The sequence below is a fragment of the Streptomyces cyslabdanicus genome (assembly GCF_052663305.1).
Genome location: NZ_JBQRUW010000040.1, coordinates 1 through 22,319 on the forward strand (window position 1 = coordinate 1; position 22,319 = coordinate 22,319).

The 22,319-nt window shown below is 71.7% G+C and carries 22 protein-coding genes; 3 read left to right on the top strand and 19 right to left on the bottom strand.

The window, feature by feature from the left end:
* The 16 genes from ispG to ACTYVM_RS23245 form a co-directional block, all read right to left on the bottom strand.
* Nucleotides 1-1,127: flavodoxin-dependent (E)-4-hydroxy-3-methylbut-2-enyl-diphosphate synthase (gene ispG / locus ACTYVM_RS23170; RefSeq protein WP_445527785.1), on the bottom strand; the 1,127-nt coding region annotated here is incomplete at its 3' end.
* A gap of 4 nt (nucleotides 1,128-1,131) precedes the next feature.
* Nucleotides 1,132-2,154 (bottom strand): adenosyl-hopene transferase HpnH, encoded by a 1,023-nt coding sequence (gene hpnH / locus ACTYVM_RS23175; protein WP_445527915.1) that lies wholly within the window; start codon nucleotides 2,152-2,154, stop codon nucleotides 1,132-1,134.
* Between the two features lie 5 nt (nucleotides 2,155-2,159).
* Nucleotides 2,160-2,801 (bottom strand): phosphorylase family protein, encoded by a 642-nt coding sequence (locus tag ACTYVM_RS23180; RefSeq protein ID WP_445527786.1) that lies wholly within the window; start codon nucleotides 2,799-2,801, stop codon nucleotides 2,160-2,162.
* Nucleotides 2,801-4,840: a squalene--hopene cyclase gene (gene shc, locus ACTYVM_RS23185; RefSeq protein ID WP_445527787.1), complete on the bottom strand. Its 2,040-nt coding sequence runs from the start codon at nucleotides 4,838-4,840 to the stop codon at nucleotides 2,801-2,803. The genes ACTYVM_RS23180 and shc overlap by 1 nt, the downstream gene beginning before the upstream one ends.
* Nucleotides 4,841-4,959: 119 nt before the next feature.
* Nucleotides 4,960-6,024, bottom strand: coding sequence for a polyprenyl synthetase family protein (locus tag ACTYVM_RS23190; RefSeq protein WP_445527916.1), 1,065 nt, complete (start codon nucleotides 6,022-6,024; stop codon nucleotides 4,960-4,962).
* A gap of 71 nt (nucleotides 6,025-6,095) precedes the next feature.
* Complete coding sequence (gene hpnE, locus ACTYVM_RS23195) at nucleotides 6,096-7,526, bottom strand: hydroxysqualene dehydroxylase HpnE (protein WP_445527788.1); 1,431 nt, start codon at nucleotides 7,524-7,526, stop codon at nucleotides 6,096-6,098.
* Entirely contained in the window at nucleotides 7,523-7,669 is a 147-nt protein-coding gene (locus ACTYVM_RS23200) for a DUF6380 family protein (protein ID WP_445527789.1), read from the bottom strand. The genes hpnE and ACTYVM_RS23200 overlap by 4 nt, the downstream gene beginning before the upstream one ends.
* Complete coding sequence (hpnD, locus tag ACTYVM_RS23205) at nucleotides 7,669-8,616, bottom strand: presqualene diphosphate synthase HpnD (RefSeq protein WP_445527790.1); 948 nt, start codon at nucleotides 8,614-8,616, stop codon at nucleotides 7,669-7,671. Before hpnD ends, ACTYVM_RS23200 begins: the two co-directional genes overlap by 1 nt.
* A complete protein-coding gene (gene hpnC / locus ACTYVM_RS23210) occupies nucleotides 8,613-9,509 on the bottom strand; it encodes a squalene synthase HpnC (RefSeq protein ID WP_445527791.1) in 897 nt (298 codons plus the stop codon). The genes hpnD and hpnC overlap by 4 nt, the downstream gene beginning before the upstream one ends.
* A gap of 359 nt (nucleotides 9,510-9,868) precedes the next feature.
* On the bottom strand, nucleotides 9,869-10,651 hold the full coding sequence (locus tag ACTYVM_RS23215; RefSeq protein WP_445527917.1) for an ABC transporter ATP-binding protein: 783 nt from the start codon (nucleotides 10,649-10,651) through the stop codon (nucleotides 9,869-9,871).
* Nucleotides 10,652-10,679: 28 nt separating this feature from the next.
* Complete coding sequence (locus ACTYVM_RS23220; protein WP_400027747.1) at nucleotides 10,680-11,609, bottom strand: ABC transporter permease; 930 nt, start codon at nucleotides 11,607-11,609, stop codon at nucleotides 10,680-10,682.
* Nucleotides 11,610-11,711: 102 nt separating this feature from the next.
* The gene (locus tag ACTYVM_RS23225) at nucleotides 11,712-12,566 is read right to left on the bottom strand and encodes a glycosyltransferase family 2 protein (RefSeq protein ID WP_445527918.1); all 855 of its coding nucleotides are present in this window, start codon (nucleotides 12,564-12,566) and stop codon (nucleotides 11,712-11,714) included.
* 53 nt (nucleotides 12,567-12,619) lie between these two features.
* Nucleotides 12,620-13,399 carry a CDP-alcohol phosphatidyltransferase family protein gene (locus ACTYVM_RS23230; protein ID WP_445527792.1) on the bottom strand — a complete coding sequence of 260 codons (780 nt, stop codon included), beginning with the start codon at nucleotides 13,397-13,399 and terminating at the stop codon, nucleotides 12,620-12,622.
* A complete protein-coding gene (locus ACTYVM_RS23235; protein WP_445527793.1) occupies nucleotides 13,377-14,441 on the bottom strand; it encodes an iron-containing alcohol dehydrogenase family protein in 1,065 nt (354 codons plus the stop codon). Before ACTYVM_RS23235 ends, ACTYVM_RS23230 begins: the two co-directional genes overlap by 23 nt.
* Nucleotides 14,429-15,181 carry a phosphocholine cytidylyltransferase family protein gene (locus tag ACTYVM_RS23240; protein ID WP_445527794.1) on the bottom strand — a complete coding sequence of 251 codons (753 nt, stop codon included), beginning with the start codon at nucleotides 15,179-15,181 and terminating at the stop codon, nucleotides 14,429-14,431. The genes ACTYVM_RS23235 and ACTYVM_RS23240 overlap by 13 nt, the downstream gene beginning before the upstream one ends.
* Nucleotides 15,178-16,983 (bottom strand): DUF5941 domain-containing protein, encoded by a 1,806-nt coding sequence (locus ACTYVM_RS23245; RefSeq protein ID WP_445527795.1) that lies wholly within the window; start codon nucleotides 16,981-16,983, stop codon nucleotides 15,178-15,180. The genes ACTYVM_RS23240 and ACTYVM_RS23245 overlap by 4 nt, the downstream gene beginning before the upstream one ends.
* Before the next feature lie 551 nt (nucleotides 16,984-17,534).
* Here ACTYVM_RS23245 and ACTYVM_RS23250 point away from each other — a divergent pair.
* Together ACTYVM_RS23250 and idi are read left to right on the top strand one after the other, a co-directional pair.
* Entirely contained in the window at nucleotides 17,535-18,473 is a 939-nt protein-coding gene (locus ACTYVM_RS23250; RefSeq protein WP_445527796.1) for a cation diffusion facilitator family transporter, read from the top strand.
* A gap of 283 nt (nucleotides 18,474-18,756) precedes the next feature.
* Nucleotides 18,757-19,347, top strand: a complete 591-nt coding sequence (gene idi / locus ACTYVM_RS23255; RefSeq protein ID WP_445527797.1) for an isopentenyl-diphosphate Delta-isomerase — start codon at nucleotides 18,757-18,759, stop codon at nucleotides 19,345-19,347.
* Between the two features lie 81 nt (nucleotides 19,348-19,428).
* Here idi and ACTYVM_RS23260 read toward each other — a convergent pair whose 3' ends face one another.
* Both ACTYVM_RS23260 and ACTYVM_RS23265 read right to left on the bottom strand, forming a co-directional pair.
* Nucleotides 19,429-19,962: an ATP-binding protein gene (locus ACTYVM_RS23260; RefSeq protein ID WP_445527919.1), complete on the bottom strand. Its 534-nt coding sequence runs from the start codon at nucleotides 19,960-19,962 to the stop codon at nucleotides 19,429-19,431.
* 229 nt (nucleotides 19,963-20,191) lie between these two features.
* Nucleotides 20,192-20,770, bottom strand: coding sequence for an HdeD family acid-resistance protein (locus ACTYVM_RS23265; RefSeq protein WP_445527798.1), 579 nt, complete (start codon nucleotides 20,768-20,770; stop codon nucleotides 20,192-20,194).
* A gap of 142 nt (nucleotides 20,771-20,912) precedes the next feature.
* Between ACTYVM_RS23265 and ACTYVM_RS23270 the strand changes: the two genes are divergently transcribed.
* The gene (locus ACTYVM_RS23270) at nucleotides 20,913-21,668 is read left to right on the top strand and encodes an enoyl-CoA hydratase/isomerase family protein (RefSeq protein WP_445527799.1); all 756 of its coding nucleotides are present in this window, start codon (nucleotides 20,913-20,915) and stop codon (nucleotides 21,666-21,668) included.
* 7 nt (nucleotides 21,669-21,675) lie between these two features.
* Here ACTYVM_RS23270 and ACTYVM_RS23275 read toward each other — a convergent pair whose 3' ends face one another.
* A complete protein-coding gene (locus ACTYVM_RS23275) occupies nucleotides 21,676-22,311 on the bottom strand; it encodes a DJ-1/PfpI family protein (protein WP_445527800.1) in 636 nt (211 codons plus the stop codon).
* Nucleotides 22,312-22,319: the final 8 nt, after the last annotated feature.

Consider the following 22,319-nt stretch of genomic DNA (forward strand, 5'->3'; position numbering starts at 1 on the left):
GCGACGCCGTCCTGCTCCATCTGCTCGGCGAGCTTCATCGCCTCCTCGATCAGGGTCTCCACGATCTTCGACTCGGGCACGGTCTTGATGACCTCGCCCTTCACGAAGATCTGCCCCTTGCCGTTGCCCGACGCGACTCCGAGGTCGGCCTCGCGGGCCTCACCCGGACCGTTGACGACGCAGCCCATCACCGCGACGCGCAACGGCACCTCCATACCGGTCAGACCGGCCGTGACCTCCTCCGCCAGCTTGTACACGTCGACCTGGGCACGGCCGCAGGACGGGCAGGAGACGATCTCCAGGCCGCGCTGCCGCAGGTTCAGCGACTCCAGGATCTGGATGCCGACCTTGACCTCCTCGACCGGCGGCGCGGACAGCGACACCCGGATGGTGTCGCCGATGCCCTGGGAGAGCAGCGCGCCGAAGGCGACGGCCGACTTGATCGTGCCCTGGAAGGCGGGACCGGCCTCGGTGACACCGAGGTGGAGGGGGTAGTCACACCTCTCGGCGAGCTGCCGGTAGGCCTCGATCATCACGACCGGGTCGTTGTGCTTGACCGAGATCTTGATGTCGCGGAAGTCGTGCTCCTCGAAGAGGGACGCCTCCCACAGGGCCGACTCGACCAACGCCTCCGGAGTCGCCTTCCCGTACTTCTGGAGCAGCCGACGGTCCAGCGACCCCGCGTTCACACCGATACGGATCGGCGTGCCGTGGTCCTTGGCCGCCTTGGCGATCTCCCTGACCTTGTCGTCGAACTGCTTGATGTTGCCCGGGTTCACCCGGACCGCCGCGCACCCCGCCTCGATCGCCGCGAACACGTACTTCGGCTGGAAATGGATGTCCGCGATCACCGGGATCTGCGACTTGCGCGCGATCGTCGCCAGCGCGTCCGCGTCGTCCTGCGTCGGACACGCCACCCGCACGATCTGGCACCCCGACGCCGTCAGCTCCGCGATCTGCTGCAACGTCGCCCCGACGTCCGACGTACGCGTCGTCGTCATCGACTGCACCGACACCGGCGCGTCCCCGCCCACCGCCACCGACCCGACCTGGATCCGCCGGCTCCTGCGGCGCTCGGCGATCGGTCGGGCCGGTACCTCGGGGACTCCCAGAGGAATGGCTGTCATGGCGTCAGTCCCGGTTCCCGGACACCGTCTCGCGCATGGCGCGCAGGGACTCCTTGAGCGATCCCATGGTGGCCAGCACGGCGGTGGGCTCGTAGCCGCAGTGCGCCATGCAGTTGGCGCACCGCGGGTCCTTGCCCCGACCGTACTTGTCCCAGTCGGTGTCCTCGATGAGCTCCCGGTACGTCGGCACGTACCCGTCGCTCATCAGGTAGCAGGGGCGCTGCCAGCCGAACAGCGAGTAGTTCGGGATCGCCCACGCGGTGCACGGGAAGTCGACCTTGCCCTCGAGGAAGTCGAGGAACAGCGGGGAGTGGTTCAGCCGCCAGCGGCGCCTGTTGCCGCCCGCGAAGGCCTTCCGGAACAGCTCGCGGGTCTGCTCCACGCCCAGGAAGTGCTCCTGGTCGGGCGCCTTCTCGTAGGCGTAGGCGGGCGAGATCATCATCTCGTCGACCTTGAGGTCGTCGTTGAGGTAGTTGAGCACCTCCACGATGGTCTGCGGGGTGTCGGTGTTGAAGAAGGTGGAGTTGGTGGTCACCCGGAAGCCGCGCCGCTTGGCCTCCTTGATGGCCTCCACCGCCTCGTCGAACACACCCTCCTTCGCCACCGACTCGTCGTGCCGCTCCCGCAGCCCGTCGATGTGCACCGCGAAGGCGAAGTAGGGAGACGGCTTGAACTTGTCCATCTTCTTGCGCATCAGCAGCGCGTTGGTGCACAGGAAGACGTACTTCCGCTTGGCCACCAGCTGCCGGACGATCTCGTCGATCTGCGGGTGCATCAGGGGCTCGCCGCCCGCGATGGACACCATCGGCGCACCGGACTCCAGCACCGCTCCCACCGCCTGGGCGACGGGCATGCGCTGCTTGAGCACTCCGGCCGGATGCTGGATCTTGCCGCAGCCCTCGCACTTGAGGTTGCAGGCGAAGAGCGGTTCAAGCTCGACGATCAGCGGGAACTTGTCCCGCTTGCGTACCTTCTGTTCGGCCAAGTATGTGGCGACTTTGATGGACTGGCGCAGCGGCATGGCCAACTGGCTCACCTCCTGGGGAGCAGCACATTACGGTGCCATTCGAAAAAAGTCGGCAGGACGGAACGGAGAACACGGAAGGCTGATATTCCACCGCGCACCGTCCCGATACGGACGAGTTCGTGTTCTGGAGCGTCCACGACCACCCGCACGGCCGCAACAGGGCGCAGGCCCTCGCGCACCGCGCTCAGGAGCGTGGCCGCCGACTCCATGTCGACCGCGATCGCGCCGGTGGCGCGCAGGTCGGACCGCTCGGGTCCGCGCACGACGTGGTCGGAGCCGGTGAGCGGCCCGGTGTGCACGGTGCGCCCGGGCAGCGTCCGGGTGAGTTCCTTCACCAGCAGTTCGGTACCGACGCAGGGGACGGTACCGCGCGGGTCCCGGGTCTCCTCGGCGACGACGAGGTCGCCGGGGTGCATGCCCGGGGCGAGTCCGGCGCAGAAGCCCGTGGCGAGCACCGCGGCCCGGTCCAGCGGCGGGCCGGCGAGGACCCGGGTGACGGACCGTTCCGCCGCCCTGGGTCCCATGCCCGTCCGCAGGACGGTGACCGGCCCGTCCGCTCCGCCGCGCTCACCGGCGCGCAGGGCGAGACGCTCGATGCCGAGCGCGCAGGCGATCAGCAGCGGGGCCGGTCCGGGCTGTGTGCGCATCAGCTCCCCTTGACCTCGACGCCGAGCCGGTCGGTGCGGGAACCGGCGGTGGGCCGCCGGCCGGTGAAGGGATCGCCGTGCACGTACCGGCCGAGCGCGGTGAGCGGGAAGACCTGCCGGTACAGGTGGTAGTTGATGGAGAAGTCCCACGGGAAGCCGGTACCGGTGAAGTACGGCTCGTCCCAGGAGCCGTCCTCCCGCTGGGTGGCCGCGAGCCACTCGACGCCGCGCTCGACGGCCTTGGAGTCCCTCTCCCCCGCCGCGAGCAGGGCCATCAGGGCCCAGGCGGTCTGCGAGGCGGTGGAGGCGCCCCTGCCGCTCCACTCCTCGACCTGGTCGTAGGAGCGCAGGTCCTCGCCCCAGCCGCCGTCGTCGTTCTGCACGCTCTCCAGCCAGGCCACCGCGCGCCGGATCACCGGGTGGGAGCCGGGCAGGCCGACGGCGGTCAGCGCGGGCACCACCGACCCGGTGCCGTAGAGGTAGTTGACGCCCCAGCGGCCGAACCACGAGCCGTTCGGCTCCTGTTCCGCCAGCAGCCAGTCGACGCCGCGCCGGGTACGCGGATCGTGGGACAGGCCCTCGGCGGCGAGCATCTCCACGACGTGCGCCGTGACGTCCGCCGACGGCGGGTCGATCACCTCGCCGAAGTCGCAGAACGGCAGCCGGTTGGGGAAGGGGCTGGTGTTGTCGACGTCGAAGGCTCCCCAGCCGCCGTTCCTCGACTGCATCCCGAGGTTCCAGCGCACCCCGCGTCCGATGGCCTTGTCCAGCCGCTCCGGGTCGTGGTGCCGGACCCGGCGCAGGGCGAGGACGACCTCGGCGGTGTCGTCGATGTCGGGGTAGTTGTCGTTGTGGAACTCGAACGCCCAGCCGCCCGGCGGCAGTCCGGGACGCCGCACCGACCAGTCGCCGGGGCGGACGATCTCCTCGCCCAGCATCCAGTCCGCGGCCTTGACCATCTGGGGGTGGTCGGCGGGCAGTCCGGCGTCGGCGAGCGCGATGGTGGCCAGGCAGGTGTCCCACACCGGCGACTGGCAGGCCTCGATCATCCGGGCGCCGTCCTCGCGCCACACGGCGTAACGGTCCAGCGACTGAAGGCCCGCCCGCATCACCGGGTGCTCGAGGTCGTATCCGAGCAGGTACAGCGCGATGACCGAGTACACGGCCGGCGGCTGGATGCCGCCCCAGCAGCCGTCGTTCTCCTGGCGCTCGATGATCCAGCGGGCGGCCGAGTTCATGGCGGCCTCGCGCACCCTGCGCACGGCGACGGTGCGGTAGCCGCGCACCACCATGTCGAGCCGCTGGAAGAGGCCGTCCCAGGTCCTCGCCGGCGCGAGCGACCGCGACGGACGCGGATGGCCGGGGTCGGCGTGCAGTTCGTCGAGCGGGAACGGGGCCGGACGCACCGGGCGCTTGGCCGAGACGACGGTCAGCGGAACGATCGTCTGCCGCGCCCAGCACCCGAAGTTGTAGATGTTGAGCGGGAACCACTTGGGGAACCACATGAGCTCGGGCGGCAGTTCGGGCAGGTCCTCCCACTTCCACCAGCCGAACAGGGCCAGCCAGATCCGGGTGAAGACACGGGAGGCCGCGATGCCTCCCCGCGCGCGGATCCAGGCCGAGGCCCGGGCCATGTGGGGCTCGTCCGGCGCGTCGCCGGCCAGCCGGAGGGCGACGTAGGCCTCGATGGTGGTGGAGAGTTCGCCCGGGCCGCCGTAGAAGGTGGCCCAGGTGCCGTCCTCGCGCTGCTCACCGCGGATGAAGAGCGCGGCGGCCCGGGTGGTGTCCTCCTCCAGGATGCCGAGGAACTGGCGCAGCAGCAGGTCCTCGGCGTCCATGGTGACGTTCGTCTCGAGGTCGCCCTTCCACCAGCCCTCGGCGTCCTGGTGGGCGAGCAGGTAGTCGGTGGCCCGCCGGGCGGCGGCTGCGGCGGCTTCTTGTACCCCGGCCGCCTCGGGGGTGCTGAGTACGGTTTCACTGGCCGCGGCAGCGCGGGTCGGCAGTGTCGCCCCGGTGCTTCCGTCGGTCGTCGCTGTCATGGCTTCCCCTTCGTGCAGTCGTGCAAGTCGTGCTGCTGTGGGTCCGCCGTCGGCCGGTGCCTGAAACCACCTTGCAGCACCGGCCGGCGACTACGCGAGGCTGGTTCGACCGATAGTGATCATCTCTTTCGTACGACGACGAAGTCGGCGAGCGCCGTGAACGCGGCCCGTACCCGCTCGGGCATGTCGACGGCGTCGAGGGCTTCGATGGCGATGGTGTGCTGACGGCGCGCCTCCTCGGCCGTCCACTCCCGGCCGCCCGCCTCCTCGATGAGGGCGGCGCGGGCCGCGAACTCCTCCTCGGAGAAGTTCGCGAAGTCGCTGCTCTTGGCGTCGGCGGCGAGGATCTCGCCGAGCCGCTCGGAGGCCGGGCCGCCCGCCGCGAGCGCGGCCACCACCGGCAGGGACTTCTTGCGCTGACGCAGGTCGCTCCAGGTCTGCTTGCCGGTGGCCCCCGGGTCGCCCCAGATGCCGAGGAGGTCGTCGACGGCCTGGAAGGCCAGGCCGAGGTGGTACCCGTAGGTCTCCAGCGTGTCGGCGGTGCGGTCGTCCGCGCCGCCGAGGACCGCGCCGACCGAGGAGGCGCAGGCGAGCAGGGCACCGGTCTTGTTGCCCTCCATCTCCAGGCACTCCGCGACGCTGACCCGGTCGCGGTGCTCGTAGGAGATGTCCTGCGCCTGCCCGTCGATCAGGGCGCGGGTTGCGGTGGTCAGACGGCGGGCGGCCCGGCCGGCCTCGACCGTGCCCAGCTCCAGCAGCACCTCGTTGGCCAAAGCGAACAGCGCGTCGCCCACCAGGATGGCCTGGGCCGGGCCGTGCACCTTCCAGACGGTGTCCCGGTGGCGGCGCTGTTCGTCGCCGTCCATCAGGTCGTCGTGCAGCAGGGAGAAGTTGTGGACGAGCTCCACGGCGACCGCGCCGGGCACACCGGCCTCGGGCGCGGCCCCGGTGACCTCGGCGGAGAGCACGGCCAGGGCCGGGCGCACGGCCTTGCCGCCGTCCCCGCGTGCCGGGTTGCCCTCGGCGTCGATCCAGCCGAAGTGGTAGGCGGCGACGGTGTCCATGGGGTGCGCCAGGCGGTCGACGGCCGCCCGCAGTACCGGCGTGGCCAGGGTCCGGCCGCGCTCCAACAGCGCGGTCACGTCCACCGCGGTCCTCCGAGCGGCCGTCGAGGCCGGGGGCACAGTGGGCACAGTCTCTCCTCTTGTTGCGGTGCCGGAGGTGCGGGGGCCTGCCGTGGGCTGCTGATCGAATGTCATGCCGCCGCCTCCTCGATGGCGAAGAGACGGCTCGGGCGGGGCCGGCCCAGGGCGCTCAGCGCGGCTTCGGCCGCCTTCACACCGCTGCGGACCGCACTCTCCATGGTCGCGGGCCACCCTGTGGCGGTCCACGCTCCGGCCAGGTACAGGCCGGGGGCCTTGGTGCGGGCGCCGGGCCGCAGCCGTCCGACGCCGGGGGCCGGGGCGAACGTCGCCGTGCGCTCCCGGGTCACGAAGAAGTCCTTCACCTCGGCGCCGCGGGCGCGGGGCAGCAGCCGCCTCAGTTCGGGCAGGTAGCGCTCGCGCAGCACGGCGACCGGCGCGTCGATCTCGTCCTGCGCCACCGACTGGGACACCGCGAGGTACTGACCGTGCTTCAGGCCGGCCGCCTCGGTGCGGTCGAACACCCACTGCACGGGTGTGCCGATGGCCGCGAAGAAGGGCGCGTTCAGCACCGTGCGGTCGTAGACGACGTGGGCGTTGAGGATCGGCGCCGTGTCGATCCTGAGCAGCCGGTCCGGGGCGTCCAGGGCGCCGGGCGGCAGCAGTCCGTGGGCCTCGCGCTGCGGTACGGCGAGGACGACCGCGTCGGCGAGCAGCTTCTCGCCGGGAACCTGAACGTTCCAGCTCCCGTTTCCGTTGAGGGAGAGGGAGGTGACGCGTGTACGGACCTCGGTACGCACGCCCGCGGCGTCGAGCGCCCTGCGGGCCAGCCCGTCGTGCAGTTCGCCCAGCGGGACGCGGGCCCAGCCGATGTCGGCCGCGCCCGGGTCGGACAGCAGTCCGGTCTTGAACACCATCGCGGCGAGCCCCAGCGAGGTGTCGCTCGCGACCGCGTTGAGGGTGGCGACCCCGACCAGGTCCCACAGGGCCTCGACGGCGCGCGCCGACTGGCCGTGCGCGGTCAGCCAGCTGCCGAAGTCCTGTGCGTCCAGGGTCGGATCGGCGAGGTCGAGCCCCTTGAGCGCCAGCGCGGCGCGGCCCACCCGGGCCCGCTCGGCGAGCGAGAGGTGCGGGTAGGTGGCAAGGCTGCGCCCGAGGTGCAGGGGTACGGGCAGCGGGTCGCGCCGCAGCGTGCCGAGCCGCCGGCCCTCGGGTCGCGCGGCGTCGACGACGGGCACCTCGAGGCGGTTCTGCAACGGGGCGAGCGCGGCGCCGCCGATCCGGTCGAGGAACCAGCGGTAGGCGGTGCAGCAGCGCAGGTACACGTGCTGGCCGTTGTCGATGGTGAGGTCGCCGCGCTGGAAGGAGAAGGCGAGCCCGCCCAGGCGGGGTCTGCCCTCCAGCAGCGTCACGCGCATTCCGGCGTCGGCGAGCGCCAGCGCGGAGGTGAGGCCGGCCAGGCCGCCGCCGACCACGACGGCGTGCCGCCCGGCCGGTCCCGTGGCGTCCGTGAGCGGTCCGTCCCGCCGTGTGCCGTCGGTCATCGCGCGCCCTCCCCTGTGCGTCCGCCGCGGTGAGCGGGTGCTTCGCGGGCGACCGTTGCCGTCAGGGACGCGGCCCGGCACCGCAGGGTTGCCCGCCGCTCCTCGCCGGTGGTCCCACCGTGCGCCGACATCACCCTCACCATCAGGCACGCCTCCTGACGGACTGCCGGGCGACGTGCCGGGCGTCGAGGCCGGACAGGCCGCGCACGGCGACGTACGCCTTCTCGTGTCCGGGCAGCGAGACCCGGCCGCGCAGCACGGCCTCCGGCTCGCGCTCGATGCGGTCGAGCAGGCGGCGGTAGATGCCGGCCATGGCGGCGACGCAGGCACCGCTGCGGCGGTCCAGCAGCGGCAGCAACTGGTAGCCCTCGGCGAACAGGGCGCGGGCCCGCCGCACCTCGAAGTGCACCAGGCCCGCGAAGTCGGAGCCCTCCGGCGGCGTCGGCCCGTGGAACCCGGCCGAGCAGCCGAACTTGGCGAGGTCGTCGGCGGGCAGATAGGTGCGGCCGCCCTCGGCGTCCTCGCGGACGTCTCTGAGGATGTTGGTCAGCTGCAACGCGAGCCCCAGCGTGTCGGCGTACTCGGGGGCGCGTTCGGCGCCGCGCGCTCCCGGTTCGGTGCCGAACACGCCGAGGGAGAGCCGTCCGATGGCCCCGGCCACACAGCGGCAGTAGACCTTCAGGTCCTCCCAGGTCTCGTACGTCTCGCCGCGGACGTCCTTCAGGACGCCGTCGATGAGTTCGTCCAGGCCGCCGAGCGGGATCGGGAAGACCCGGGCGGCGTGGCTGAGGGCGACGGCCACGGGGTCGGTGTCGTCGTCCTCGACCGCGCCGTCGCGGACCCGGCCGAGCAAGGCCCGTGTGTCCTCCAGACGGGTGATCTTCACGTCGTCGGGCAGCGCTCCGTCGCCGATGTCGTCGACGCGCCGGGAGAACGCGTACAGCGCCGACATCGCCCGCCGCTTGGCCGTCGGCAGCAGTCTGATGCCGTAGGCGAAGTTGCGGGCCTGCTGCCCTGTGACCGCCTCGCAGTAGCTGTAGGCGGCGAGCACCGGCGCGGACACGTGTTCCGACTCCACGGCCCGGATCACCCCTCTCCTCGCAGAGTCACGCCCACCTCACGCAGCAACCGGGTCCTCCCGGGCTTGGGCGGGCCGGGAAGTACGTCGTATTCGGCGGCGGCGATCGCGTGGACCGCCGCTCTTCCCCCCGCCACGAACCCCGCGAGCAGCAGCTTCAACCTGCCGTGGACGCTACCCACCAGGGGGGCGCCTTCATTCAGCAGACCGCGGGCGCGTTCCGCCTCGTACGCGACCAGGGCGCGCAGCGAGGCGCCCGCGGTGGGCGCGGCGAGATCGGACTCCTGCACGTGGAAACGTTTCATGTCGGCGGCGGGCAGATAGATGCGGTCGCGTCCGAGGTCCTCCCGGACGTCCTGGAGGTGCTCGACGATCTGCAGGGCGGTGCAGACGGCGTCGGAGCGGCGGACGCGCTCGGGCGTCGAGGTGCCGGTGACGGCGAGGACGAGGCGACCGACGGGGTTGGCGGACAGTTCGCAGTAGGCGAGGAGGTCGTCGTAGGTCTCGTACCGCGTGACGAGTTGGTCCTGCCGGTTGGCGGCGATCAGGCCGAGGAACGGCTCGGGGGTCAGTGAGCGGCGGTGGACGGTGGGCTGGAGCCGGCGCAGCAGCGGGTGACGCGGGGTGCCGTCGAAGACCCGGCGCAGGTCGGCCTCGAACGCGTCGAGGAGGACCATGCGGTCCTCGGCCTCGTCGGGCGACACGCCGAGCAGCCGGGCGTCCGCGCCGCCGGGGGCCAGGTCGCCGTCGCCGATGTCGTCGACGAGGCGGGCGAAGCCGTAGACGGCCATCAGGTCGAGGCGCCAGGCTCTGGGCAGGAAGAACGGTGCCACGGGGAAGTTCTCACCCGCGGCCTTGTCGAGGGTGGCGCGCTCGGGGTCGCGCGCCGTCGGTGTCCGCGTCATCGTCCACTGCCCGGCACGGGCACGGCACCTGCTCCGTTGAGCTGGGGAGTTTCCGTAGCCATTGCCGTCACATCTCCCGTTCTACACTGCCGACCCAACACACACTATTTCGGACACGCCGCCCGTCCGTCCGCGCGGCGGCGTCGGCGGAGGGTGTCGCGCATTATCTCCCCACTTGCCGCTTTCCGGGACCGCTACAGCTTACGTTGTACAACGCAGCACGCCGCGCGGGGGTGTCCTGCACATCACAACAACACACCGATTGGTGTCAAGATTCCTCAGCACGGCGCGAGTTGACACATCCTTTGCGAACGACAGGCCCCGCCGGACGCGTTCCGGCGGGGCCCCTCGCCCGCGGGCTACTTGCCCGTGAACTCCTCGTACTCCTTGAGCACGTCTTCGGTGGGGCCGTCCATGCGCAGTTCCCCGCGCTCCAGCCACAGCACCCGGTCGCAGGTGTCACGGATGGACTTGTTGTTGTGGCTGACCAGGAACACTGTGCCGGCCTCCTTGCGCAGTTCCCGGATGCGCGCCTCGGACCGCTTCTGGAACTTGCGGTCGCCGGTGGCCAGGGCCTCGTCGATCATCAGGACGTCGTGGTCCTTGGCGGCGGCGATGGAGAAGCGCAGCCGGGCGGCCATGCCGGAGGAGTACGTGCGCATCGGCAGGGTGATGAAGTCGCCCTTCTCGTTGATGCCGGAGAAGTCGACGATCCCCTCGTAGCGCTCCTTGATCTGCTCGCGCGACATGCCCATGGCGAGCCCGCCCAGGATGACGTTGCGCTCGCCCGTCAGGTCGTTCATCAGCGCCGCGTTCACGCCGAGCAGCGAGGGCTGGCCGTCGGTGTAGACCCGGCCCCGCTCGGCGGGCAGCAGGCCGGCGATGGCGCGCAGCAGCGTGGACTTGCCGGAGCCGTTGGAGCCGATCAGGCCGATCGCCTCGCCGCGGTGGGCGACGAAGGAGACGCCCCTGACGGCGTGCACCTTGCGCACACCCCGCGCCTCGTTGTCGGAGCCCCGCTTGAGAATGCGGCTGAGCGCGGCGGTGGCGCTGCCCTTGCCGGCCCTGGTGCCGTTGACGCGGTAGACGATGTGCAGCTCGTCCGCGATCACGGTGGGCACCCGCGGCCCGCTGTCGCGCATGTCGCGCATGTCGTGGTGGTGGTCCCGGTCAGCCACGGCCGTACCTCTCCTCCGCCTTCCAGAAATACACGAAGCCACCCACGAAGACGAGCACGGCCCAGCCGAGCGCGCCGACCCAGACGTGCGGCGGCAGGTGCGAGGAGTCGTAGCCGTCGATCAGCGCGAAGCGGATCAGGTCCATGTAGATGGCGGCGGGGTTGACCTGCATCAGCCGGATGACCCAGTCCGGCTTCCCGGCGAGCATGCCGCTGAGGGAGAACATCACACCCGACGCGTACATCCACGTCCGCGTGACGAACGGCATGAGCTGGGCGAGGTCGGGGGTCTTGGCACCCATCCGGGCCATGATCAGCGCCAGCCCGGTGTTGAACAGGAACTGCAGCGCCAGCGCCGGCACGATCAGCAGCCAGGACAGGCCCGGGTAGCTGCCGAAGGCGATGACCACCACGAACAGCACGATCATCGAGTACAGCAGCTGCTGGAGCTGCTGGAGCGCGAACGAGATCGGCAGCGAGGCGCGCGGGAAGTGCAGCGCGCGCACCAGTCCCAGGTTGCCGGAGATGGCGCGGACGCCGGCCATGACCGAGGTCTGGGTGAAGGTGAACACGAACACCCCGGTCACCAGGAACGGGATGTACGTGTGCCGGTCGAGCCCGCGGGTGGCCCCGATGATGACGCCGAAGATGAAGTAGTACACCGCGGCGTTCAGCAGGGGCGTCGCCACCTGCCAGAGCTGGCCGAGCTTGGCCTGGCTGTACTGGGCGGTCAGCTTCGCCTGGGAGAAGGCGAGGATGAAGTGGCGCCGCCCCCACAGCTGCCGGACGTACGCCCCGAGCGGGGGCCGGGCGCCGCTGACGGACAGCCCGTACTTGTCGGCAAGCTGGGCCGGGGTGAGGCCCTCGTCGGGCGACGGAGCCGCGCCCAGGGCGACCCCGCCGTCATGCGTTGTCTCACTCACAAGTGGAAACTTTCGTCTTCGAGATGCGCTGCCAGTGCGGATGTACGGGCATGGCTGGAGCGCCGGCCGGGTTGGGCCGGGTACCCGCGGGGAACGAGCTTGTCAGATGACCGGCGGACGGCCCAGTCGGGTGAGTCGCCACACCGTACGCCACTTCATGGGCCGTCGCGGCCCGCAGGCTGTGGTCCAGCCCTCCCGGAAGCCGCCGAGCCAGGCCCTCAGGGCCGGACGCGAGGGGCGGCGGGCCAGCGTGAGTAGCAGCCACACTCCCAGATAGACCGGGACGAGGAGCAGCGGCAGGTTGCGGCGGGCCAGCCACACCCGGTTGCGCGCGACCATGCGGTGGTACACCGCGTGCCGCGACGGCGCGGTCGTCGGGTGGTACAGCACCATGTCGGACCGGTAGTCGATCATCCAGCCCGCGTCGAGGGCCCGCCACGCCAGGTCGGTCTCCTCGTGGGCGTAGAAGAACTCGTCCGGCAGGCCGCCGACTTCCGCGAAGACCCGGGTGCGCGCGGCGTTGGCGCCACCGAGGAAGGTGGTGACCCGGGAGGAGCGCATCGGGTCGGCGGCGCGCAGCCGCGGCACGTGGCGGCGCTGGGTCTCACCGGTGTCCGGGTCGGCGATACGGAAGCTGATGATGCCGAGCCGGTCGTCGGCGGCGAAGGCCTGGCGGCACAGCTCGGCGGTGTCGCTCCGGGCGAGCCGGCCGTCGTCGTCGAGGAACAGCAGGATGTCGACGTCGCCGCCGCCCGGCCCGAAGGCCTCGATGCCGACGTTGCGGCCGCCGGGGATGCCGAGGTTCTCCGGCAGTTCGACGGTCCGTACAACCGACGAGAACTCTGCGACGTCCGGGACGGGCGAGCCGTTGCCGACGACGACCACCTCGACGCGGTCGCCGTCCTGCGTGGCGACCGAGTCGAGCAGGGCCCGCAGTTCCTCGGGGCGGTTGCCCATGGTGATGACGACGGCGCCGACCTTCAGCGGAGCGCTCGCAGGGGTCACGCCGCTCACCTCAGCCTGCTGGAGACGAGGATGGACACCAGGTGCAGCAGGGTCTGCAGCAGCGCGATGCCGGCGAGCACGGCCGTGCCCAGCCGGGTGAAGAACAGGTCGCCCCTGATCGTGTCGGCGATCGCGAGGACCAGGATCAGCAGGGACGCCTCGATCCCGAGGATCAGCCGGTGGAACTTGAGCGCCGCGGCGGCCCGGCGGGCCAGCGCCATGCCGGAGGAGCGCGGTTCGGCCGCGCTCTCCTGGACCGGCGGCAGGCCGCCCTGGTGCCGGGCGACGCCGACGAGGTCGGTCTCGGCCTTGATCAGGATCGCGCCGAGTGCGGCCAGGGTCCCGAGGAAGGCCCAGAGCCAGTCGATCCGCCCGGATCCCCACAGGTCGGCGGCGCGCAGCCCGAGCCCGACCAGGACGGCGGCGTCGGTCAGATAGGCCCCGACCCGGTCCAGGTAGACCCCGCCCAGCGAGAACTGCTGCTTCCAGCGGGCGACCTCGCCGTCGACGCAGTCCAGCAGCAGGTACAGCTGGACCATCAGCACACCGAGGACGGCGCCCGCGATCCCCGGCACCAGCAGGGCGGGGGCCGCCAGGACGCCGAAGACGGTCATCAGGTACGTGAGCTGGTTGGGCGTGACCCTGGTGCCCACCAGGTAGCGGTCCACCCGCAGGGACACCTCGCGCATGTAGAGGCGTCCCGCCCAGTGCTCTCCGCTGCGCCGGTCCTTCACCCCTGCCGGATGGACGACCGGTCTCAGTTCAGCTACCGATGGCCTTGACATAGTCGGCGTAGACGTCCTTGATCTGGTCGGTCTTGAGGGCGAGGTGTTCGAGGATCGTGTAGCGGCCGGGCCGGGTCTCCGGGGCGAACTCGACGACCTGGACGAACTCGTCCACCGTGAAGCCGATGTCCTTCGGCAGCACCGGCAGTCCGTGCCGGCGCAGCACGTCGGCCATCTGTCCGGCCGTGTCCACGTCGCCGCGCAGATAGGTGGCGAACGCGCCGCCGAGGCCGCACTGCTCGCCGTGGAGCGCGTTGCGCTGCGGGAACCGGAGGTCGAACGCGTGGCTGATCTCGTGGCAGGCACCCGACGCCGGGCGGCTGTCCCCGGCCACCGACATGGAGATGCCGCACAGGACCAGGGACTCGGAGAGCGTCGTCAGGAACGTGTCGTCGGCGATGCCGCCAGGGTGCCGCAGCACGGCCTCGGCCGCCTGCCGGGCCATCGCGGCGGCGAGGCCGTCGATCTTCTCCCCGGTCTCGCGGTGCGAGAGCTCCCAGTCGGCCACGGCGGAGATCTTGCAGATCACGTCGCCGATGCCGGCGCTCACAAAGCGCTCAGGAGCCTCGCGGATCACATCGAGGTCGATGACGATGCCGATCGGATTGGGTACGCCGTACGAGCCCCGGCCCGCGTCGTTGTCCAGCGTGGCGACCGGCGAGCACAGCCCGTCGTTGGCCAGGTTGGTGGCCACCGCGACCAGCGGCAGGCCCACGCGGGCCGCCGCGTACTTGGCGCAGTCGATGACCTTGCCGCCGCCGAGGCCGACCACCGCGTCGTAGCGGCCGGCCCGCTTGACGGAGTCGGCGAGTCTGACCGCACCGTCGATGGTGCCGTCGGCGTCCTCGAACCAGTCGGCGCCCGGGAAGGCCGGGGCGAACCGCTCGCGCAGCGCCCGGCCGGAGCCGTTGCTGATGGCGAAGGCCAGCCGTCCCGAGGGCGAGATCCGCTCGTCGGAGAGGATCACGGCCAGGTCGTCGAGCGCGCCCCGGCGGATGTCGACGGCGACCGGCGACGGAATGAGCCGGGTCAGTACAGGCACGCGATGTCACGCCCCTTGGCGAGGTCGTCGTGGTTGTCGATCTCGACCCACTTGACGTCGCCGATCGGCGCCACGTCGATCTTGAAGCCGCGGTTGACGAGATCCTGGTAGCCGTCCTCGTAGTACAGCTGCGGGTCCCGCTCGAAGGTGGCCTTCAGCGCGTCGGCCAGCTCCGGGGCGGCGTCGCCCTCGATCAGGGTGACGCCGATGTACTCGCCGGTGGCCTCGGCCGGGTCCATCAGCTTGGTGATCCTGCGAACGCCCTTGTCGGGGTCGGCGACGACCTTCATCTCCTCGTCGGCCAGCGACTTCACCGTGTCCAGGGCGAGGATGATCCTCTTGCCGTCGCCGCGGGCGGCGAGCAGGGTCTTCTCGACGGAGACCGGGTGCACGGTGTCGCCGTTGGCGAGGATCACGCCGTCCTTGAGGGCGTCACGGCCGCACCACAGGGAGTAGGCGTTGTTCCACTCCTCGGCCTTGTCATTGTCGATCAGGGTGAGCTTCAGGCCGTACTTCTGCTCCAGGGCCGCCTTGCGCTCGTAGACGGCCTCCTTGCGGTAGCCGACGATGATCGCGGCCTCGGTCAGGCCGATCTCGGCGAAGTTGCCGAGGGTGAGGTCCAGGACCGTGGGGCCGTCCTCCGCACCGTCGGGCCCCACCGGCACCAGCGCCTTGGGCAGGGTGTCGGTGTAGGGGCGCAGGCGCCGTCCGGCGCCGGCCGCCAGCACGAGGCCGATCATGCGGGTACTCCTTCATCGTGTACGGCGGGTGCGCCCCTCAGATGAGAGGCCACCCAGAAACGGGTGCTCTCGGCGAGCACCAGCAGGGCGACGACCACGGCGAGGGCCGTGAGCGCGACCTTGAACTGTGGGGCGGTGAGCAGCGCGGCCAGCACGGCGACGAGCAGTGTCCGCCCCTCCTGCCCGCCGAGGGCGCGCACCAGCCAGGCCGGCGGCGCTCCGGCGTCACCGCGGATGCGGTACACCGTGTCGTAGTGATGGTAGGCGACGGCCGCCACCAGGCCGAAAGCCGCGGGAAGGGCTCCGTTCACCCCGGATTTGGCCGCGAGGATCAGCACGGTGCCGTATTCGGCGGCGCGGAACAGCGGGGGGACGAGCCAGTCGAGGGGGCCCTTGAGGGCGTGGTCGAGGGCTTCGCCGGCCAGCAGGACGTAGACGCAGGCCATCAGGACGACCCACCAGCTCGGTCCCCACAGCCAGGCACCGAGCGTCACCATGACCGCGCCGACGGCGGCGTTGAGGGGCGCGGTGGCACGGAACCTGCCGGGCAGGAAGCGGACCTGGAGTCCGACCAGCGGCCCGGTGTCCGCGAGGTCCGCCAGCGCCTGCGCCGCCCGGTCGGTACGCCGTGCCTTGCGCGTCACCGATCGCAGGACGCGGCCCGCCGTGGTGTACGCCGCCGCCAGGGCGCAGCCGACGAGCAGGACGTAGAACGTGAGCCTGGGGGTCGTGAGCGCCGTCAGCACCGCGATCATCGCCCAACGCTCGCCGATGGGCAGGACCACGATCCGGCGCGCCCAGACCGTCCAGCCGACGCTGTCGAGCTTGTCGGACAGTGCGGCGGTGGGACTGGTGTTGGCCGTGGCGTCGTGGTTGGCCTCGTTGAAGGAGAAGTCGACCACGTGCCGGCAGGTCTGCAGGATCATGGCGCCCAGGGCCAGGGCCCAGACGTCGTCGCCGCCGCGGGCGGCACCCAGCGCGAGGCCGGCGTAGTAGGCGTACTCCTTGGCCCGGTCGAAGGTGGCGTCCAGCCAGGCGCCGAGGGTGGAGTACTGGAGCGAGTAGCGGGCCAGCTGGCCGTCGGCGCAGTCCAGCACGAACGAGGCGATCAGCAGCACGCCGGCGGCGACGAAGCCGCCGCGGGTGCCGGTGGCGGCGCAGCTCGCGGCTATGAGCGCGGTGAGCAGGGAGGCCGTGGTGACCTGGTTGGGGGTCAGGCCGCGGCGAGCACACCAGCGGGCGACGTAGCGCGAGTACGGGCTGATGCAGAAGGTGGTGAAGAAGCCGTCGCGGGCCTTGACGGCCGACTTCAGGCGGACGTCCTCGTCGTCGACGGCGGTGACGGCCTGCCGTGCCTCGTTGCGGGCCTGGGGGTCCTCGGGCACGGCGGCGACGAGCCTGCCGAGCACGGGGCGGTGCACGTCGGCGCCGTCGGCGTCCAGGGCGTCGGAGATCCGGTCCGCGAGGCCGGCGGCGGGGACCGCGCCGCCGACGCCGTCGGCGGAGTTCTCGCGGGCCATCGCACGGGTCAGCGCCTGGCGGCCGGCCGGGCGGGCGGTCACCGCGCCGGGGACGGCGGCGAGCGGGAAGCGGGGGTCGGTCAGGCCCAGGCGCAGCGCGTGCGGATGGCCGACGAACCGGGCGTCGACGAGGGCGACCCGCTGGTCACCGGGCACCTGGGCGAGCAGTGTCTCGGCGTCGGTGCCGTCGGCTGCGACCCGCACGTCGAAGCCGAGGGACCGCAGATCGCCCTCGATCGATGATCCGGGGACCGGCTGACCGGTCAGGATGGCGATCGACAACCGAACTCACTCCCTGGGTACCGACGCGTCCGCGCCAGTCATGTACATGTAGGGCGCCGCCTGCCTGCCTGCGGCACCCGGGCGACATGTCGGCAGAGGCTATCGGATGGCGGGAAGCCAACGTTCACCGCCCGTTCACTGACCCGACCGACCTGGTCTGCCAGAGCCTGCGCCGCGATCATCATGGGTGATCCGGCCGCCGGGCCACAAACTCCGCACCACATCGGGCATTCGTCACATCCGGTTGCGGCAGGGGTGGAACTCCCCCGACACGGACCGATCACCGGGGGCGGTGCACCTGTCCGCGCGCAAGCGGGCGGCAACCCCGGAAGCCGGGCCGCCGGACCCGCTTCCGGGGTACCCGAAAGGGGCCGTCCGGCGTGGCGGGGCCGGTTGCCGCAGCACGGCACCCGGGGCGTCGCACACGCTGACCTGCGGTTCGTTTGCGCAGGTCAGGGCACATGACAACGGTGTTCAGTGCCGCGTTGCCCGATACCCCCCACCCGTAGTTCACTGTGATCCCGGAGGCAACACGGAAGGGCGGTCATCCCATGGGGGCCGGTCACGACCACGGGCACGTACACGGCGTCGGAGCCGGCGGCACGGCCGGCGCGGCGCACCGCGGCACGCTGCGCATCGCCCTGTCGATCACGCTCACCGTGATGGTGGTGGAGATCGTCGGCGGCCTGCTCGCGGACTCGCTGGCGCTGATCGCGGACGCCGCCCACATGGCCACCGACGCCCTCGGCCTCGGCATGGCGCTGCTGGCCATCCACTTCGCCAACCGCCCGCCGAGCCGGAACCGCACCTTCGGGTACGCCCGCGCGGAGATCCTCGCCGCACTCGCCAACTGCCTGCTGCTGCTCGGCGTCGGCGGCTATGTGCTCTACGAGGCGATCCAGCGGTTTCTCGCCCCGACTCCCACCCACGGCGGGCTGATGATCGTGTTCGGCGCGATCGGCCTGGTGGCGAACTCGGTCTCCCTGATGCTGCTGATGCGCGGCCAGAAGGAGAGCCTGAATGTACGGGGCGCCTTCCTGGAGGTGGCCGCGGACGCGCTCGGCTCGGTGGCCGTCATGCTCTCGGCCGCGTTGATCCTTCTCACCGGCTGGCAGGCCGCCGACCCCGTCGCCTCCCTGGTCATCGGCCTGCTGATCGTGCCGCGCACCCTCCGGCTGCTGCGCGAGACCCTCGACGTGCTGCTGGAGGCGGCCCCGAAGAACGTCGACATGGACGAGGTCCGGGCGCACATCCTGGCGCTGGACGGCGTGGAGGACGTGCACGACCTGCACGCCTGGACGATCACCTCGGGTCTGCCGGTGCTCTCCGCGCACGTGGTCGTCCGTTCCGACACGCTCAGCGCCACCGGCCACGAGAAGCTGCTCCACGACCTTCAGGGCTGCCTCGGGGACCACTTCGACGTGGAGCACTGCACCTTCCAGCTGGAGCCGAGCGGGCACGCGGAGCACGAGGCCCGCCTGTGCCACTGACGGGACCCGCCCCGCGACCCGGGCCGGCGAGGTGACCAGCGGCGCACACGGCGCCCGCTCCGGCCCGCGCGAGCCGGGTGTATGCGCGTGATCTCGCCAAGGGACACCCGGACGGTTCCGGGCGCACACGGGCGGGCACGATCACCTACGTGCCCGGCCGGTGACGAGCCGCGGTACCACGGCGCCGCGTGGGACAACGGGACATGCGCAGTGCCGGGAAGTGCCGGGAGTGCCGGTTTCGTACGGCAGACTTGGGACTCGAGGACCGAAGTGAAGGATGGGTATGCCGACCACACCTGCCACCGCGAAGCTCAGCTCGCCGAACGGCACCGCGGACGCGATCTTGCTGGAACTGGTCGACGAGGACGGTGTGACGATCGGCACCGCGGAGAAGCTGTCCGCCCACCAGCCACCAGGACGGCTGCACCGCGCCTTCTCCGTGTTCCTGTTCGACAACCGCGGCCGGCTGCTGCTCCAGCAGCGGGCGCTGGGCAAGTACCACTCCCCCGGTGTGTGGTCCAACAGCTGCTGCGGCCACCCCTACCCCGGTGAGGCGCCCATGGCGGCGGCGGCCCGGCGCACCTACGAGGAACTGGGGATCTCCCCGTCGCTGCTCGCCGAGGCGGGCACGGTCAGCTACCACCACCCGGACCCGGACTCGGGCCTGGTGGAGAAGGAGTACAACCACCTCTTCGTCGGCCTGGTGCAGTCCCCGCTGCGGCCGGACCCCGACGAGGTCGGCGCCACGGCGTTCGTGACGCCCGCCGAGCTGGCGGAGCGGCATGCGCGGGACCCCTTCTCCGTCTGGTTCCCGACCGTGCTGGACGCGGCCCGGCCCGCGATCAGGGAGCTGACGGGTCCCGCCGGCTGGTGAGGACCGGCAGCGACGCCCCTTCGCGTCCGGCCCTTCGCGTCGGGCCCGGCGGGAGGGGCCGCGCGGGCCGGAGGCCTGTCGTCACATTCCCGTCATTCCCGTCTGCCCCGCCCGGTGCGCGGGCTTGAGCGGCAGGGCGGCCCAGATCACCTTGCCGCCGCTCGCGGTGTGCTCGACGTCGCAGACCCCGCCGGCCTCCCGCGCGATCTCGCGGACCAGCAGCAGCCCGCGCCCGCCGGTGCGCCCGTGGTCGGTCTCCAGGGCGGTCGGGCGGTAGGGGTGGTTGTCCTCCACGGACACCCGCACCCACTCGGCGCCGACCGCGACCTCCACGGCGAGCATCGGCGACAGCAGCGCCGCGTGCCGTACGGCGTTCGTGACCAGCTCGGACACGATCAGCAGCAGCCCGTGGACCAGGTCGTCCGAGACCGGGACGCCCTGGCGCAGCAGCAGGTCCCGGACCGCGTGCCGGGCCTGCGGGACCGAGGCGTCGACGGCGGGCGCGGTGAACCGCCAGACCCCCTCGTACGGCAGCGGATCCGGCGGTACGTCGTGGAGGGGTGCCCCCGCGTCGCCCTCCGGGCGTGAGCCGTACCCGCGCCCGTGGTCGTCCATCGTCCGGTCGCCGCCCTCGCGCTCGATTGTCACCACACGTCGAGTGTTGGTAACGCACCGCTCTCAGCCCAAGGACTGAACACAAGTCAGCGTGTTTCAAGCGCTTTGTGACCGTTGGCGTACGACTCGGTCGCGGGCGGGACCGGTCCTGTCCCGTCCGCGCCGACTTCGCGAACTTTTCGGGTTGTACGGTCCACGCGCGCCGGCGCCCGTCCCGGCCGGGACGCCGCTAGGCGGTCCGGTCGGAGACCATGCCGACGACCCGGCGGCCGCCGAAGCCGGTCGCGATCAGGCCGAGGCCGTCGAAGAGCAGGGCGAGGGAGAAGAACGCGCCGATCACGTACTGGCTGCTGCTCGGCCAGGAGCCCAGCACCAGGATGCCCAGCAGCAGGTAGAAGGCACCCAGCAGGAGCGTCCAGCCGAACTGGGGGCCGCGCACCACGGCGCTGCCGACCAACCGGAACAGGCCGCCGGTGAGGAACAGCAGGGCCGCGAACATGGTGAGCGCGGTGGCCGCCGCGTGCGGATGGCCGATGATCACCACGCCCGCCGCGATGTTCAGGGCGGCCACGATGGCACCGAGCCAGAAGAAGTTCGAGCCGCGCGCCTGCACCGCGTGCAGCAGCCCGACCAGACCGCCGATCAGCAGCAGCCAGCCGAACAGGAGCATGGAGGTCAGCGTGACGGCCGCCGTGTAGACGAGTCCGACGAGTCCGGCGACCACCAGGACCACCCCGAGTCCGGCGAGCCAGCCGAAACTGCGGCGCATCCTCGCCGTCTCGCTGCGGGGCTTGGTGAACCTGGCCATCGGCGCCTCCTCACAGCCGTACGGACCCCCCGCTTCCACCTTTTGTTTCCTTTGTTCCGCTTTGTTCCCTTTGCTGCCGTGTCGTAACTGTCCCCCGACCCTTCTTGATCAAACGCTCGGCCGGGCGGATAGCATCCGGCGCATGGAGCCGCAGTTGCTGCACGACGTCACCGGGGCGGTGGCCACCGTCGTCATCCACCACCCGGCCAAGCGCAATGCGATGACCGCCGCGATGTGGCGGGCGCTGCCGCCGCTCCTGGACGATCTCGCGGCCGATCCGGACGTCCGGGTGCTGGTGCTGACCGGGGCGGGCGCGACGTTCTGCGCCGGTGCCGACATCTCCACGCTGCGCGGCTCGCCGCGGGAGGCGCAGCACCTGGCGGCGCGGGCCGAGGAGGCGCTCGCCGCGTTCCCCAAGCCGACGCTGGCGGCGGTGCGCGGGTACTGCGTCGGCGGCGGCGCCCAGCTCGCGGCGGCCTGCGACCTGCGGTTCGCCGAGGCGGGGGCGCTGTTCGGGGTGACGCCCGCCAAGCTGGGCATCGTCTACCCCGCCTCCTCCACCCGTCGCCTGGCCTCCCTGGTGGGCCCGGCGACCGCCAAGTACCTGCTCTTCTCGGGCGAGTTGATCGACACGGAGCACGCGCTGCGCACGGGCCTGATCGACGAGGTACTGCCCGAGGGCGAACTCACCAAGCGGATCACGGAGTTCACCAGGATCCTCGCCGCCCGCTCGCAGCTGACGCAGGCCGCGGCGAAGGAGTTCGCGGACGGCCGCACGGACCGCGACGCCCACTGGGCCGAGCAGGCACGCGCGAGCGGCGACACCGCGGAGGGGGTCGCCGCGTTCCTGGAGCGCCGGACCCCCGGGTTCACCTGGAGCGTGCGCCAGGGCCCGTGACCGGCGCCTACGTCAGGATGAAGCGGCTGTCGGCCCGGAACTTCTCGACGAGGTGCGCGGGCGCCTTGGCCGGAGACCCGGCGTCGTAGGGCGGCTGCGGGTCGTACTCGATCAGCAGCTGGACGGCCTGGGCGCGCTCGTCGCCCGCGATCCGGCCGAGCAGGGTCAGGCCCATGTCGACGCCCGAGGAGACGCCGGCGGCCGTGACGTACTTGCCGTCGACGACGACCCGCTCCCCCGTGGGCTCGGCGCCGAAGCGCCCCAGCTGGTCGAGGGCCAGCCAGTGCGAGGTCGCGCGGCGGCCGTCCAGGAGCCCGGCGGCCGCGAGCAGCAGCGAGCCGGTGCACACGGAGGTGGTCCAGGTGCTGGTGGCGTCGGCGGTGCGCAGCCAGGCCAGCAGGGTCTCGTTGTCCATCTGCGCCGACTGGCCGGGGCCGCCCGGGACGACGACGATGCCGGGGTTCGTGACCTCGTCCAGGGCCCGGTCGGCGGTGAGCGCGAGGTGCCCGGTGTCGGTGCGGACGGGTCCGGGCCGCTCGGCGACGAAGACGGTCTCCGCGCCCGGGAGCCGGCCGAGGGTCTCGTAGGGGCCCACGGCGTCCAGGGCGGTGAAGCGGTCGAAGAGCACGATGGCGATCTGCACGGTTTTCC